This is a genomic window from Pseudomonas sp. WS 5078 (genome assembly GCF_012985745.1).
GTDB classification, from domain to species: domain Bacteria; phylum Pseudomonadota; class Gammaproteobacteria; order Pseudomonadales; family Pseudomonadaceae; genus Aquipseudomonas; species Aquipseudomonas lundensis_A.
This window is the reverse complement of the sequence record NZ_JAAQWX010000004.1, coordinates 209,203-223,750: the sequence shown is the minus strand read 5'-3', so window position 1 is coordinate 223,750 and position 14,548 is coordinate 209,203. Positions and strand designations below refer to the sequence as shown.

At 53.8% G+C, this 14,548-nt stretch carries 16 protein-coding genes, 1 tRNA gene and 3 pseudogenes; 6 read left to right on the top strand and 14 right to left on the bottom strand.

What is annotated here, in order from left to right; translation table 11 throughout:
- Window positions 1-11 precede the first annotated feature (11 nt).
- On the top strand, window positions 12-350 hold the full coding sequence (locus HBN68_RS08285; protein ID WP_094994469.1) for a DUF6388 family protein: 339 nt from the start codon (window positions 12-14) through the stop codon (window positions 348-350).
- On the opposite strand, the gene HBN68_RS08280 is transcribed toward HBN68_RS08285, so the two are convergent.
- The 5 genes from HBN68_RS08280 to HBN68_RS08260 are packed head-to-tail and all read right to left on the bottom strand — an operon-like array spanning window position 311 to window position 5,099.
- Window positions 311-949 (bottom strand): ATP-binding cassette domain-containing protein, encoded by a 639-nt coding sequence (locus HBN68_RS08280; RefSeq protein WP_169963438.1) that lies wholly within the window; start codon window positions 947-949, stop codon window positions 311-313. The genes HBN68_RS08285 and HBN68_RS08280 overlap by 40 nt on opposite strands.
- Window positions 942-1,748: an ATP-binding cassette domain-containing protein gene (locus HBN68_RS08275; protein ID WP_169963440.1), complete on the bottom strand. Its 807-nt coding sequence runs from the start codon at window positions 1,746-1,748 to the stop codon at window positions 942-944. The genes HBN68_RS08280 and HBN68_RS08275 overlap by 8 nt, the downstream gene beginning before the upstream one ends.
- The gene (locus HBN68_RS08270; protein ID WP_094994472.1) at window positions 1,748-2,554 is read right to left on the bottom strand and encodes an ABC transporter permease; all 807 of its coding nucleotides are present in this window, start codon (window positions 2,552-2,554) and stop codon (window positions 1,748-1,750) included. Before HBN68_RS08270 ends, HBN68_RS08275 begins: the two co-directional genes overlap by 1 nt.
- Window positions 2,551-3,534, bottom strand: a complete 984-nt coding sequence (locus HBN68_RS08265; protein ID WP_178088474.1) for an ABC transporter permease — start codon at window positions 3,532-3,534, stop codon at window positions 2,551-2,553. Before HBN68_RS08265 ends, HBN68_RS08270 begins: the two co-directional genes overlap by 4 nt.
- The gene (locus tag HBN68_RS08260; protein WP_094994474.1) at window positions 3,519-5,099 is read right to left on the bottom strand and encodes an ABC transporter substrate-binding protein; all 1,581 of its coding nucleotides are present in this window, start codon (window positions 5,097-5,099) and stop codon (window positions 3,519-3,521) included. The genes HBN68_RS08265 and HBN68_RS08260 overlap by 16 nt, the downstream gene beginning before the upstream one ends.
- Before the next feature lie 238 nt (window positions 5,100-5,337).
- Between HBN68_RS08260 and HBN68_RS08255 the strand changes: the two genes are divergently transcribed.
- The 3 genes from HBN68_RS08255 (at window position 5,338) to HBN68_RS08245 (ending at window position 7,414) form a co-directional block, all read left to right on the top strand.
- Entirely contained in the window at window positions 5,338-5,829 is a 492-nt protein-coding gene (locus tag HBN68_RS08255) for a hypothetical protein (protein ID WP_094994475.1), read from the top strand.
- Between the two features lie 621 nt (window positions 5,830-6,450).
- A complete protein-coding gene (locus tag HBN68_RS08250) occupies window positions 6,451-6,732 on the top strand; it encodes a LuxR family transcriptional regulator (RefSeq protein ID WP_094994476.1) in 282 nt (93 codons plus the stop codon).
- 28 nt (window positions 6,733-6,760) lie between these two features.
- A complete protein-coding gene (locus tag HBN68_RS08245) occupies window positions 6,761-7,414 on the top strand; it encodes a response regulator (RefSeq protein WP_169963442.1) in 654 nt (217 codons plus the stop codon).
- A 904-nt stretch (window positions 7,415-8,318) separates the two neighbouring features.
- On the opposite strand, the gene HBN68_RS08240 is transcribed toward HBN68_RS08245, so the two are convergent.
- From HBN68_RS08240 to HBN68_RS08215, 8 genes and pseudogenes are all read right to left on the bottom strand, one after another.
- Entirely contained in the window at window positions 8,319-8,636 is a 318-nt protein-coding gene (locus HBN68_RS08240) for a hypothetical protein (protein ID WP_346010204.1), read from the bottom strand.
- Window positions 8,637-9,076: 440 nt separating this feature from the next.
- On the bottom strand, window positions 9,077-9,574 hold the full coding sequence (locus tag HBN68_RS08235) for a DUF6392 family protein (protein ID WP_346010203.1): 498 nt from the start codon (window positions 9,572-9,574) through the stop codon (window positions 9,077-9,079).
- Window positions 9,575-9,594: 20 nt separating this feature from the next.
- Complete coding sequence (locus HBN68_RS08230) at window positions 9,595-10,062, bottom strand: DUF6392 family protein (protein ID WP_169963625.1); 468 nt, start codon at window positions 10,060-10,062, stop codon at window positions 9,595-9,597.
- A gap of 107 nt (window positions 10,063-10,169) precedes the next feature.
- Window positions 10,170-10,637 carry a DUF6392 family protein gene (locus HBN68_RS08225; protein WP_169893061.1) on the bottom strand — a complete coding sequence of 156 codons (468 nt, stop codon included), beginning with the start codon at window positions 10,635-10,637 and terminating at the stop codon, window positions 10,170-10,172.
- 1 nt (window position 10,638) lies between these two features.
- On the bottom strand, window positions 10,639-10,785 hold the full coding sequence (locus HBN68_RS22155; RefSeq protein WP_262373489.1) for a hypothetical protein: 147 nt from the start codon (window positions 10,783-10,785) through the stop codon (window positions 10,639-10,641).
- Window positions 10,786-10,874: 89 nt separating this feature from the next.
- Window positions 10,875-12,020 (bottom strand): S-type pyocin domain-containing protein, encoded by a 1,146-nt coding sequence (locus HBN68_RS08220; protein WP_262373479.1) that lies wholly within the window; start codon window positions 12,018-12,020, stop codon window positions 10,875-10,877.
- A 118-nt stretch (window positions 12,021-12,138) separates the two neighbouring features.
- Window positions 12,139-12,330: a tail protein X gene (locus HBN68_RS22150; protein ID WP_262373480.1), complete on the bottom strand. Its 192-nt coding sequence runs from the start codon at window positions 12,328-12,330 to the stop codon at window positions 12,139-12,141.
- Window positions 12,323-12,997 (bottom strand): annotated as a pseudogene (locus HBN68_RS08215) (phage tail protein); the annotation flags it as partial. The gene HBN68_RS22150 and the pseudogene HBN68_RS08215, both read right to left, overlap by 8 nt.
- Window positions 12,998-13,361: 364 nt before the next feature.
- On the opposite strand from HBN68_RS08215, the pseudogene HBN68_RS22145 reads away from it, so the two are divergent.
- Window positions 13,362-13,571: pseudogene (locus HBN68_RS22145) on the top strand (DUF4224 domain-containing protein).
- A pseudogene (locus tag HBN68_RS08210) lies at window positions 13,556-14,303 on the top strand (integrase); the annotation flags it as partial. The pseudogenes HBN68_RS22145 and HBN68_RS08210, both read left to right, overlap by 16 nt.
- Window positions 14,304-14,399: 96 nt before the next feature.
- On the opposite strand, the gene HBN68_RS08205 reads toward HBN68_RS08210, so the two are convergent.
- Window positions 14,400-14,487 (bottom strand) — tRNA-Ser (locus HBN68_RS08205).
- Between the last annotated feature and the right edge of the window lie 61 nt (window positions 14,488-14,548).

Below are 14,548 nucleotides of genomic sequence, written 5' to 3'. Positions count from 1 at the left end.
AGGAGACACCCGTGACCGAACCCGGCCCTATCCATCAACAAGCCCTGGATCGTTTTCTTGCAGCACACCCCGAGCTTAAGGAGCAACTCGATCGGCTCAACCCGCTTGAGGCCCGCGCCATTGGGCAGTCGCAGCAAGAATACCGTCAGGAGCGCCTGAACGAAGCGTTTGAAGCCGAGGCTGAGCGGCTGGGATTTTTTGCCTGGGAATTGACCCTGAAGCTGACCTCTGACAGCGATCAGGCCTTCGACGCTCAACGGCTGGAAGTGCACCGTGAAGTGGCGCAGATGGCAGGCATGGCGTGGGCCGATTATTGTGAGCTGTATGGCATCGTTGCCAACCCGGACTGATTGGCCTCAGCCTGCGGGTACCAGATGTTTGAACAGACTTTGTCCAGCAGCGCCTGGTTGTGGCTAAACACAATCAACCCCAATTCACGGCGCTCGACTTCTTCAAGCAACACCTGCCACACCTGCGCCTGAACATGCGCATCCAACTGAGCGGTCACTTCATCGGCGATGAGAAAACGCGTGCGCGGGTCCAGCGCCCTGAGCAACGCAATACGCGCCAGTTCGCCACCGGATAATTCGTCAGGACGTCGACTTAGCCAAGCCGGACTGATCGCCAGCTTCTCTAGCCATGCGGCCGTTGGAGACCACGCATCGCGTACGCTATCGCCCGTGCTGCGATACGGATTGAAGGTCAACTCGGGGTGTTGGGGCACCAACTGGATCGGGCAATAACCCTTTTTCGCCAGCGGTTTCGCGTCCACGGTAATGCGCCCCGACGTCGCGCCTTGCCATTGCGCCAGCACCCGGCCCAAGGTGGTTTTGCCATAGCCGCTGGGGGCCGAAATACCTTGGCGTTGCCCGGCGCTGACTTGAAACGATACCGAGTCCCACAGCCGCTGGCCGTTTTGCACGATGGTCAGTTGCTGAACATCAAGCATGGGGCGAGCACTCCGGCTGCGGCACTTGCCGGTGAATGAATTGCTGCTCGGGCAGTGCCGCCCACAGCGACTGCAACCAGGGGCTGCCACGGTTGTCGCGCAGCGCCTGCGCACTCACGGTTTCGTGCAGCTCACCGTGGTGCAACACCGCAATGGTGTCGGCAAACCGTGCGGCCAGCGCCAGATCATGGGTCACCCATAAAACTCCACGTCCTTGCAGGCAAAGGCTTTTAAAGTGATCCAACAGTTGGCAGGCGTGTTCATCATCAAGCCACGAGGTGATTTCATCGGCAAGAATGTAACGGGCATGGGACAACGCAGCACCACTGGCCAGCACCCGCTTGGCCATTCCGCCGGACAACCTGCGCGGATACGCGTCCACCAGTTCAGGTTGCAAGTTGTAATGCTGCAGCTGTCGGGCGACATCCTCAAGGCCCAGGGCGCTGCCACTTAATTGCCCAGCCCTTTGTAACTGCGGCCCTACTTTGATCAAGGGATTGAGGGCACTTACGCCTTGAGGGACATAGCACAGGTCTTTGCCCCGCTGATCGATTTTGTCTGCGTCACTCAGGCATTGCCCGTCCAGCCAGATCTCACCCCTGCAACGCATGTTGTCGGGCAGCAAGCCCAGTGTGCTTTGCAGCAGCAGGCTTTTGCCTTCACCACTTGAACCCACCAGCGCCACCAATTCACCGGGGTGAACCTCAAGGGAAATATTGTTAAGCAGCGGATGCCAGGATGGACGGCCAAACCAATGGTAGTGGGCAATATCGATGGCGAACCGGTTGAATGTCAGCATCAGGTGACCCTTATCCATAACTGCTGCAAAGCCCGCGCAAACTGGTCGAACACCAGCACCAGACTCACCAGAATCAAACCCGGAAAAAACGCCAACCACCACGCGCCACTGCTCAGGTAACGCAGGGCGTCGGCCAGCAATAAACCCAACGACGGGTCATGGGGCGCCAGCCCAAAACCCAGAAAACTCAGGGCCGCCGAGTGCAAAACCGCATGGGGAAACATCAGCAAGGTGCCTACGATCCATTGCGGCAGCAATAACGGTAGCAAATGGTGGCGCCAGCGATAAAAACTGCTGTTGCCCAGCCTGTGCGACAACATGACGAAGTCACTCTCGCGGATTCGCAACAGCTCCCCGCGCAGAATGAGCGCCAGACGTGGCCAGTGGGTAAGTGCCACTGCCAGGATCACGCCTTGTTTGCCGCCACCGAGCGTGAAGCAGATCAATACCAGCAACAACAAATGAGGCAAGGACAGGACGCTGTCGATCAGCCCACGAATCAGGAAATCCAGGGTTTTATTCACTGCACACAGGCTCGCGGCAAGCATGGCCAGCAAGCCGCTGCTGAACGCAGCAATGAGGCCGATGTGCAGGCTGGTGGTCATGCCCTGAAAGCAACGCAACCACAGATCACGGCCAAGGCTGTCGGTCCCGAACCAGAACTGCATCGAGGGCGCTTGACGTCGCGCCAGCAAGTCCATGGAGACATCCTCGCCCGATACCGAAATACCGTAGGCAATCAGCAGGATCAGCAGTAACAGCGAGGCACTGAGGCGTAACAGGGCGCGTTGAGGGTTAAAAGTCATGACTGGCGCGCCGCCCCGCGATTGAGGCGCAGCAATAGCGCGTTGGCAATGCTGTTGCCGGTAAAGACCAGCACCGCGCAAAACATCACGATGCCCATCAGCAGCGGGATATCACCGCGCAAACCCGCATCAATCGTGGACTGACCCAAGCCCGGATACGCAAAGACTTTTTCGGCCAGCAACGATCCGCCAATCAATTCGCCCACCGACGCAAATTGCAGGCACACGGCAGGCGTCAACGCGTGACGCAGCACATGGAACGTGACCAGAGGCCAACCTTTGTCCCCTTGAGCATGGGCATAACGAATGAATTCACTGCCCATGACTTCAGCCACTCGCGAGCGAGTGTGCAGCGCAATGTTGCCAACCCCCAATAATCCCAGCGCCAGCATGGGCAGGATCAGGTGATGCAGCTTGTCGCGCCAGGTCGCAGTTTCGGCGTCGCTGCCGGGCGTCCATGCACAACAAATCGGCGCCCAGTTGAGGGTCACGGCAAACAGCGACAGCAGTAACAAACCGATCCAAAACGTCGGCAAAGATGACAAGACGTAGGACACGGTCGAGAGCAGCCGATCTGGCCAGCGATTCAAATAACGGCCAGCCGTGAGGCCCATCGCCAACCCGACGATTCCCGAGAACAGCCACGCCGATAACAGCAGCGCGAACGAGGTCGAAAAGCGTTCGCCAATCACCTGTGAGACCGGAGCGTTGTACAGCATCGAATAGCCGAAATCGCCGTGCAGCATTTGCGTGAACCAATGCCAGAAACGCTCCCACAACGGCAGGTCCAAGCCCCATCTCGCTGCAATCAACGGGTATTGTTCGGGCGGGACATGCAACAAATCGTTACCGATATAAGCGCGTATGGGGTCAACCGGAGAAAAGCTGAGCAATGTGAACGTGCCTGCGGCCGTCACCAGCAACAACCCCAGTAAGCGCACCACGAAAAACACGACCTCCCGGATCACTGGCAAGTCCATTTCCAGCCATCAAGGCTATTGAGCAATGACCATGAACCGTGAATTTCGGGCGCGCCCTTACCCAAGTCGATGCATTCATCGGTCAGGTACGTATGCTGCACGTTAAGCAACCACGCCCATGCGGCATCCCCTTTGACCCCGACGCCGGTCTTGCCGTCCCACTCCACCTGCTGCCAGAACGGCACAGCCTGTTGCCAGTTCGGCGCATCCAAAGCTTGCTGCAAGTGTTGATCCACCACCGGATTGCGGTAATAGCCGGGATTGTAATACTCCACGCCCGCCGCCTTGCTGCTGTAGTGGTGGTAAAGCTCCATCGGGTCAAGGCTGCCCCAGCCGAAGAGTGTTGGATTGGCGTGCATATTGCGTTCGACGGTTTCCCAACTGCCGGACTGCAAGTCCACATCAATGCCGACCGGCTTGAGCATGGCGCGTACGGCCTGAGCCAGGTCACGCCGCGTGGCATCACCGCTGGCGTACCAGAGGGTCACTTTGGCGGGCAGACCGTTTTTTTCGCGCACACCACTGGGGGTTTCTACCCACCCGGCGTCTTCGAGGATCTGCCGGGCTTTGGCGCTGTCGCCATCTTTGAAGGCAGCATCCGGGTGATTCCATGGCAGCCCTTCAACCCCTGTAAAGGCCGGGGTCGCATGCCCCTCCAGCACCTGATCGGCCAGCAACTGGCGGTTGATCGCGTAGTTGATCGCTTTACGAATGGCCACATCGGCAGTTACATCGTTGCCGATGGGGTAGCCTTGCGCGTCTTTTTTACCAGAAGGCACCGTTGGCAAAACAATGCCGCGGTTTTCGACACTGGGGCGTATCCAGAGCTTCATGCCTTGTGCAGGTGTGACCGCCAGTGCGGGGGCAATCCGCACAATGCCCAGTTGTTTGCTTTGTGCTGCTGCAAAGGCGCTGTCTTCATCGAGAAACACAAACACCAGCCTTGCGAAATCATTCTTGTGCCCAGCGTAATAAGGGTTAGCTTCAACAATCAGTTGCTGACCCGGTTGATAGCTGACCAAACGATAAGGCCCGGCACCAATCGGTTTTTGTGCATAGGTTTTAGCGTCGTACTGGTCTGCAGACACGATGCCCAAGGAACCCAGCACATTGATGAAGGTGCTTTGCGGGGCCTTGAGAGTCATCCGCACCGTCAATGGATCAACCGCTTCTGCCTTCAGAAAGTTGCCCATATCGACTTTGCCGCCGCTGGCAGCCGCATTGTTGTACGTGTAGGCAACGTCTTTGGCCTCCAGCGCTGAGCCGTCGGAAAACTTCAATCCCGGTTTGAGCGTCAGGGTCCAGGTTTTACCGTCCTCGTCAGTTTGATAACCGCTGAGCAGGAAGCTGCTCCAGGACAGGTCTTCATTCTGTTTCAGCAAGGGGCTATGCAATAGCAAATAACTGCCATGACTCCACCCCAGCATGGGATCAAACCCTTCAGTGGGCTCATCGCCGATGGCCAGTTTCAACGTCCGTTCAGTCGCTGAGTACACAGGCGTAGCCAGTACACCCAGCAAGGCAACGGTGATCCATGTTGCGCGCATCCATGCAGGCTTGGACATTCGTCCTCCAAAAATAAGTGGCCGCGGAGCTAACGCGAGTAGTTAAGCAGCACTGCTTTAAATAGCCAGCCAGGCGCCTGATTCTGTGGGTATTTTTAAACATCCAGTCATCCATTCATGCCACGCAAAGAACAGAACCCGCCCCTGATTCAACGTTAAAAAACGCCGTACGCAACCCTGTGCTATACCCATGGGTACGTATTTGCAGCAGTCAATGACTTCACTGACAGAGGTTCGCATGTTCAACGTACTCGCCAGTCACTTGAAAGATAAAAACGTCCATTCATTCAATGCCCTGCCATCAAACAACATTGAACTGTTCGATTGGTACACCGGAATGGTTCTTGGCAAGTTGTACCGCAGCTTTCCTTTGCCCGTGAGTATCAGCGCAGAAGACTTCATCGACTACACAACGTTGCGCGCCGGGACCCGTGAGGCACTTGAGAAGGAAGAAAGCCTTTTCCTTGCCACCATCAAGTGGTTGGCCGACGTCGGTTACATCCACTTCGACGGTATGACCGGGGTGTCATTTTTCGAAGTCATCCTGACCAACCACGGCTTACTGATCTTGCGAGCAGCGCCGCTGTCGGCCGATGAAAGCTGCACCCTGGGCGAGAAGATGATGCAGAGCATCAAAGAAGAAAATACCGAACGCCTGCGCGGCCTGGTGACAGAGGCATTGAGCCTGGGCAGCCGCTTGATCAGTCCTATGACGCGCTCAGGGATTTGAATCACGTTCAGTGAACGGCCTGTGACTGATGTGGCAACAGGGGAGCATGGCTGGGTGTGGCATGCGCTCTTCAGTGAAACATATGCCCTGCACACGTGACTTCCTGCAATGATGGCCGTGCTGAGTGGTTTCTAGGCGGCACCTTCCCTCACAGCCGTAAGCCCTCAGGTATCGGTGAGTCAGGCCTGCGCCACCGTGTGGTGCAGGCTGTTCAGTCCGGCTATAGCCCTATGGATCAGCCTGATGCGGCACCCGACCGCTGTTGCATTTCGGTATGTCTTATCCGCTACGAATTGGATTAAGACGGGACTTTTGCATGCGGATTTTGAGACTCAATGACTATTCGCTGAAGCAGCTTACGAAGCTTCAAAAAACATTACCTCAGTAACACTTTTAAATTCCCTTCTATCTTATTGATATCTCCTACAACATCTATCCAGAAGTCAGAAGGAAACGTCCCGCAAAGCCGAGTAACCTTGGCGACCTGTAATTTCTGACAGGTTACAAGGTTCAAATGAGCGCGTTATAAATCCCTCACATCGACACTCTCCACTCCTGCCAAATACAGCCCGGCAGCGCGGGGATGACGATTCCGCATCCAGGTACGAGGGAGAGAACCACATGATCCGTCAACGTCCGCTCGATTCAGAGCAACGCATTCTGCCTGTTCATTCTTACGACAATAAAAAGGCTGCGGAGGATGTCAGATTAACCCCAAGGGAAAAGGAGGTTTTACTGTGGTGTTTGCTTGGAAAATCTTCATGGGATATATCCCGCATCGTAGGCTGCACAGAGGCGGGTGTGAATTTTCACTTTTCCAACCTGCGAAAAAAATTCGGGGTATCGTCGCGTCACAGTGCAGCTCTCAAGGCTGTGCAACTGGGGCTGGTCAGTTTTTTTTAATGACGTTGAGCCATTCTGGAGCCCGCCAATGTTGAACATCATTGTGGCGGATGACCACCCAGTGGTTGTGCGAGGGGCAATGATGACGTTATCCGAACACCTAGACTCCACCTACACCATCACAGGCTATGCGTTCGGCACAGATGAGCTGATCGAGAAGCTTGGGCAGCATTCATGTCAACTTCTCATCACCGATTACTCTATGCCCCGTGGAGACCAACCGGACGGGCTGGCACTCATCAGCTACATCCGTCGGCATTTCGAATCGGTGAAGATTATCGTTATGACCATGCTCAATAATCCCTCTGCTTTGAAAGCGCTGTCGAAGCTGGGCGTCGCAGGCCTTTTTGACAAACACAATGATTTGTCCGAGTTAGTACAGGCCGTGCGCGTCGTAAGCAAAGGCAAACACTACATCAGCCCTTCCTTTGCAAAAGCACTCGATGAGCAATCCAAGGTTATTAAAAACCTGCCAAACGGCTCTTTGTTGGTACTGTCGCCCAAAGAAATTGAAGTGGTGAGGTTATTTGTCCAAGGACAATCCGGCCGCGAAATTGCTACACGGCTCAGTCGCAGTGAAAAAACTATCAGTCGCCAAAAACGCACGGCAATGAATAAGCTCGGGCTACGCCATGACTGCGCACTTATGGAGTGGGCTGCGGAAAGGGGACTCAGAGCTTGACGTTTTGCGCAAACGTCTAATAGCTCAATTTCTTATATGTTTTCATATTCCGCATGCTGATGTATTGATGTCAGCCCTGAGCTCATACGGTGGAGCTATTGCGCAGCACTTATACTGCAAAAAATTCATACCTCACATGCGTTACGCGTCACGCCAATCACTCCCAAGGCTGAGGCCTGTAATCAGTACTCAACCCTATGCTTTCTTTTTTCTGCGCCGTCAAGCGCTGCTCGGCGCTGTCGGACAGTGCTTTTACTGCACACGGCCTGACCTCTTGCGTCGCAATTCTATAAGACGCGTCGTGAAGGTCCCCTGTTTCTCGCGCTACCGCTCCCCCTACTCATACAGACACAAAGCGGGACAGCACATGCTCCGCTCGAATCCGGAAAGGTGAGTGCAGCCTATTCCTTTAAGGCTTGGTACTGGTTCACGGTAGCGACTTTGCACGGAACTCCTCTTTCGTTTTCTTGCCTCGGGCGCGCAGGCTTCAATCACTGCCCCAAAGCCGCAAATTTACGCCATCGAAATCCCTCGGTATGTGGAAGCGGGAGTTGGACGCTACAACCTTCCAACGTTCCTTCGGAGGCGAGCTATAACCCCCCATACGCGCAGGTTGTACAGGACGGTCATACCCAGATGACCGTTTCCATATCCTTAAATTGACCCGTTATCGACCGCATTTACCAAATTCCCGAGGCTTGACAATGGCACACTGCTGTCTGCGGCGATGCGGCAACTTGGGGGTATCAGCAAACTGCAAGAACTAAAAAGCCCGCACGGCGCGGGCTTAATAGAGCGTTCTAGGTAAAACACTGAGACCCAAAAGCCTCAACCCCCAACAACCTTATAGTTAACTGATTTCGTTACGCGGCAACACTTAATAATTCGCGGAATGCGGAACCTATCAATCAGTTATGTAAATTTCGTCAATGTGGTGCACCCTATCACCTTCAAAGAATATGCTCACGCCAGTTACATTAGGGTTGCCAGAGACCTTATAAGTAACTTTTTTATCAGTTAATACATTCAAAGCAATATCCAGAGGGACATCTAAAATCAATTCCATTCGCAAATCGAAAGATTTATCTTGTACCGGAGCAATGACCAGCTTGGGTATCACGGCTGAATGAGGAATAGTAACAACGCCCTCGACACGAAAAAAATTATCGCCAGGCATACGGTTAATTTGAGCTTTCCAGTCTTTAGTTTCGACAATCATCATCAATATTCCTTTATTGAGTTATTGGACTTGCCGAATAAACATGCGCCCTCCAAGCAAAACTATCAACCTTAAGAACTCAATTCATCGTAAGCGAATTTTTCAGCACGAGAACGCTGAAAATAGACTACATGAAAATCAGAGATATTATATTGATAGCACTTCATACCCCCCTCAGCATCACCCCTCGCCCGCCAGTTTTAGATTGGCATCGAGCACTTCGCAACAAAGCATTATGCAGATACACCGGCGACCCGCCGCAACGTGAGATGCTGGCCAAGCTCCCCCTGCTAACTGCCGTTGCGGCTAGATCTCGTCCACGCTGTAGACTTCTATGCGGTCGCCATAACAGAGGCAATAGTCGTTCACTGCCAAAATACTAGGCATGTGATACTTCGTTAAGTCTGAACACCACCATGTCCACTTCCATCTCTAAGTTGTATTTAAAAAACTTTGGCATTTTTGAGCATTCCTGGAAGACGATAGATATCGTGTCCACCCGTCATGCCGAGAACGGGAACTTTGAACGGTACCCTTGACTCCAACGGCGTGCCAAACTTGGAAATAATCCACCCCTGATTCATATAGCTTTTAAGCTCATAAGGTAATATTCCCTTATAAAGGGATTCTCCTTCGAAACTTTCCAGCAAACTAATAAAAATTTTTTCAAATCGTTTATTACTGGCCCAAAAACCAAGTTCAATGCCCGGCGCCGTCATCATTGATAAGGTGTCACTGTCGTCGAACATGCCTTTTGGCGGACCGCCCGGAAGATAAAGACCTGACGCGACCATTTCAGGATAGGTGCGTCCAAGACTTTTAACCAAGCCTTCTATCATTACTGCATTCATATCAACATAGGCCTTGTTGTTGATGATGATATTTGTGAAATTCGGGGCGTGCAGTTTTGATCTGCGCGTCGGTAAAATTTGCGCCCGCAAATACGTATAATCGTATCTGCCTAAGTGTCCTGACCTATGAGGCTGAACACCAGTCCACTCACAGCCCATTCGAGGCTGTACTGGAATACAGTTTTGATATTTTTAACTGTATTTGAAAGACGATATGTATCCCACCCCCCCGTCATCCCAATCACTGGAATTTTGATAGGCCCTTTTGACTCTAAAGGCTCGCCGTAATGTGATCTTACCCAAGCTTTATCCATTCGACGTTGGAGCTGGTATGGCAAACACCCTTCGTATACCGAGTCGTCATTGAAGGTTTTAAGCAAATAGATATGGATTGATCCGAGGTGTTGATTGGCTAAAAAACCCAAATCTATCCCGGGTGCAGGCGACATATACGAGGTCTCATCGCCATCAAACATACCTTTGGGAGGCCCGCCCGGAAGATACATTCCGGATGCAGTCAATTCTGAGTAAGTACATCCAAGACTTTTAACCAAGTCATCAATCATTGCAGCATTCATATCAACATAGGCCTTGTTGTTGATGATGTTTTCGAAAGTCGAGGCGTGCAGTTTTGATCTGCGCGCCGGGAAAATTTTCGCCCTCAAATACCTATGATCGTATCTGCCTACGTGCCCTGGCCTATTATGCTGAAAACGACTCCTTTCACCTCCAGTTCGGGATTGTACTGGAATACCGTCTCGATATTTTTAGCTGTATTCGGAAGGCGGTATGCATCCCAGCCCCCCGTCATTCCAAGTACTGGCATTCTGAAAGGAGCCTTAGACTCTAAAGGTTCGCCGTAATGAGATCTTACCCACGCTTGATCCATTTGACGTTGGAGCTGGTATGGCAAGCTCCCTTCATATGCTGGGCCGTCGTTCGAAGTTTTATGCAAATAAATATATACAGACCCAAGGTGTTTATTCGCTGAAAATCCCAAATCTATCCCAGGCGCAGGCGACATATACGAGGCCTCATCACCATCAAACATACCTTTGGGAGGCCCGCCCGGAAGATACATGCCGGAGGCAATCAATTCGGAGTAAGTGCGGCCAAGACTTTTAACCAAGTCATCAATCATTGCTGCGCTCATATTAATACCAGCCTTGTAGCTGATGGAGGTTGTGCAGGTCGGTACGTGCTGTTTCGATCTGCTCATCGGTAAAACCTTCGTCGAGTAGATAAGGCTTAATGGCGTTGAGATTGGAATCTACAGCTGCGCGCAGGTCAGCGGCATCCATAATTTGCTTAGCTTTGGTATTTCTACCGCCATATGTCTCACTGTACTTTTGGTGCGCCTCACGTGGAATAGCAATACTTGGCGCATTTTTCAGGATTTTTTCAGGTCATCTGGAAGTATGCGTGGATCGATTGCAACCACATACTCCCTTAAAGCTCTTTGCGACGGCATGTGATCGATGTCGAGACCGTCCTTTGCACTCCGACTGGAAAGGTCATTAGCTGGGCCGACCTCCAGAGGATTGACCATCGGCTTTGCAAAAACAAGGTACAGCGACTTGATCCCGGAGTCCGCCGGGAAAGTGATGATGCAGTCCTCGACTGTGAACTCATCAATAGGCGAGCCCTCGATTTTGCTGTCGCCCCCTTCACTGATCGGGTGAACCAAAATGTTCGCCAGTTCATCGGTCACGCCTGGGTAACGGGTGGGTGCCGTTACCACGGCTCCTTTGTTCGGCGTCCAGATGATAGTGATCGAGCCGAGATGGGCTTCCATAGCACTTTTATCGGCGTTCCATTTGGCCTTGATCACCGGTACCGAGTCTTGACCTGACTGGGCGCTGGTGTGGATACCGTAGACCTGCAATGCCCCATTAGTGTCATTGCGAAACTGGAAGCGAACTCGCGTCGTGGCAGTACGCATGTCGCGCAATTGTTCTTCTGTATAGAAAGAATCGTCCCCGAGCATTGTCGGGGTCATGGCCATTATCAGCACGCGCCCTACAGGCCCCGCCGCGGTTTTAAGCGCCATCCCCGCCATTTCAAGTGACCAGACGAAACTTCTTAGAATGAGTTCTCCCGCGACTCTCCTCAACCCGACCTCGGTCGCGGAGGAAGCCATAATCATGGTTTTGCCGAAGTTCGTCGCGGGCTCACTGCCGGTACCGGCGTGGGTAGTACCCCAAGGGGCCGTGCTGATGGACTTGGCGAAGGTCAGATCAGTCCGATTTTTGGGGGCTGGCCATTCCTCTTTCAACATGTAAACAGGATCTGGCTCAGGTATGGGACAGAAAAAACCACCGCCGCCCGCCGTATTGGAACTGTTTGTAACCAGTACCCAATCACCGTTTCTGACGGCATTGAGAATGTCCTGATTACTGTTGATTGTGTAATGCTCCCGCAAGAGTTCATCCAGCCCTTCGAGGTTTGACCGATTGCCCTCCAGCATTTTTCTAACAGTGCTCTCGGCAGAGTGTGACGGCTCTGCATCACTGGCCCCGCGAGCAGTGCTTTTCATTAAACACATATTCCCTCAGCGCTTGAGTCATCTGCGGATGTTACTACGCAGGGTTAGACGCACTTTGTAGGAACAGTCTGAATCTACCAGCACCCCGTTTTAATCTACCCCCACAACATCACCCCTCATTACTCGGCGCGGGCAAATCCGGCAGGTAAATCACCAGCCCGGCCTTGAATGGCTGAACCTCTTCGGCCAGCCCTTGGTTGGCATCGAGCACGGCCTCGACCGCGCCATTGAGGTGGCCGTAGTAGTTCTGGCAGAGGGTGTCGAGTACGTCGCCGCCAGCCGTTCTGCAGGTCGTCGCCATAGCCGGTGGTCAGGCCCAGTGGTTGAAGCTGGGCGCCGATGCTGCGCAGGGTGTCGAGTTGTTGGATGCCGCCTTTGAACCCGCCAAAAATCGCGCCCGTCAGGGTGATGCGTTCTTCGCCCATGCCCACGGCTTGCTGCGCCGGGCAGCGGCTCAGGCGCTCTTGCGAGGCCCAGCGGAATTCGCTGGAGCGCTTGAGTTCGTCGAAGGCGGCGGTGTCCAGGTTGAAGTAGAACGGTGTCGATCCGGGTTTGAGCGGTTGCATGATCAGCAGGTGCGGGAATGGCTTCACCGCCTCGGCGCCCGGGGTCGCGTCTGCCCCCAGCGCGCCGGTGGGTAGGATGTTATTCAGTGACGGGCTGACTTTGCCTGCGATTTTGTTGATCGCAGTCGCGGCCTTGCACACCTGCTCTTTCAGCACGCCGAGGCGCTCCACAATTTGCGAGGCCGCCCGTGTGGCTTTGTTGTAGGTGGCCACCACCGCGCCGACCTTGGCCCCGACCGCAGGGCCAATGAACGGCAAGTCGCTCAGTTCGGAGCCGGCGCCGGTGATTTCGTCAATGGCGCCGTTCACCGGCCCAAGCATGCCGTCCAGGCTACGACGCCCGGTTTCCCCCGCTGCAGTCAGGTACTTCAACCCCGACTGCAGATGTTCCATGTAGGCCATGGCGGCGGCGTTGACCACAAACACCCTTTACGGCCCCGAGTCTTCGCTGCCGCCTTGCTCGTTATCGTCATCACCGTCTTTTTTACCGCCGAACACTTTCAACCCGATCTCAGCGAGGGCCAGGACCTAGGAGCCCTTGCAACCTTCCTTATTGTCATCACCGGCGTTATTAAAGCCCTTCGCGCCACTGCGAGAGTGCTTATACCCCACGTAACGCGGCGCCGGGCAGCGCGTGTTGATGCAACGCTAAACACTCAAAACCGCCCGCTCGCGCAGCTTGTGGTGGGGTATGCGCACGCTCCCGAGATTATGCGTTCTCGCAACGATCAGTCTTTTTTCACAGTCCGGCGTCCAAGGGGCTTCGATGGAAACTGAATTCCTGTCCGAGAAAGAGTTGGCCGAGCTGACAGGCTATAAAACTCGGGGCTATTAGCGCTAATGGTTGAAAGGTCGCGGCTGGGTGTTCTTAGAAAGCCGTGGTGGCCGGCCATTGGTGGGCAAGATGTTCACCCGCATGAAGCTGGGCATCGAACCGCCAACGCTAACAGCGTCTGCACCCGCGACATCAATCTGAAGAAGGCTCCCCGAACGCAGAAGGACAACTTGGCAGAACTGAAAAAGCTGCGCGAGCTGTTCGATGATGCCCCGATCGACTCGATCACGCCGGCGACAATTGCCGGATACCGGGACGCCCGGACTGCCAAGGTTCGGACCAACCGCGAGATCGCCACTTTGTCCCACGTGTTCAACATGGTCAGAGAGTGGGGCATCACTACCAAAGAGAATCCGTGCCAAGGCGTGCGCAAGAACCGCGAGAAACCGCGCGACTATTATGCCAACGATGCTGTGTGGGACGCGGTGTATAAAAAAAGCGCCGCCAGCACTGAAGGAAGCGATGGATCTGGCTTACCTCACAGGGCAAAGGCCTGATGACGTACTCATGATGCGAAGGGATGACGGGATGGAGAATAGTCTGGGAGCCCTACTTCGCGTGATTGCTGAGCGCAATGCTTAGCACAGCTCGAGCTACCTTGTAGTGAGCAAGCATGGCAAGCGCATGACCGCAGCCATGTTGCGTAAGCGATGGGATGAAGCGAGAGAGCAAGCCAAGAAAGCTGCGATTGAGGGAGAGGATCTATTGCTTGCCGGCCGGATTGCTGCTTTCCATTTCCGGGACATACGCCCTAAAGCTGCCTCTGAAATCAAGAATATTGAAGACGCCAGCATGCTTTTGGGACACACAAAAAGCGACATTACAAAACGGGTTTACAGGCGGCTTGGTACTACCGCGAAGCCTTCAAAATAGCGCTAGTTTCGGAACGCCTAGCAGTCCGGCGCCGTCTTCCCCAAACCCCAGAAACGACAAAGCCCGCCAAGGGCGGGCTCTGTCGGTGTAGCAATATGGCGGAGGCGATGGGATTCGAACTCATGGACCTGTTACAGTCGACGGTTTTCAAGACCGTTGCCTTAAACCACTCGGCCACACCTCCTAACGTTGTTGCGGGCGCCATAATACCTGAACGAAACACGTTGTCAAACTCTCTTGATCGC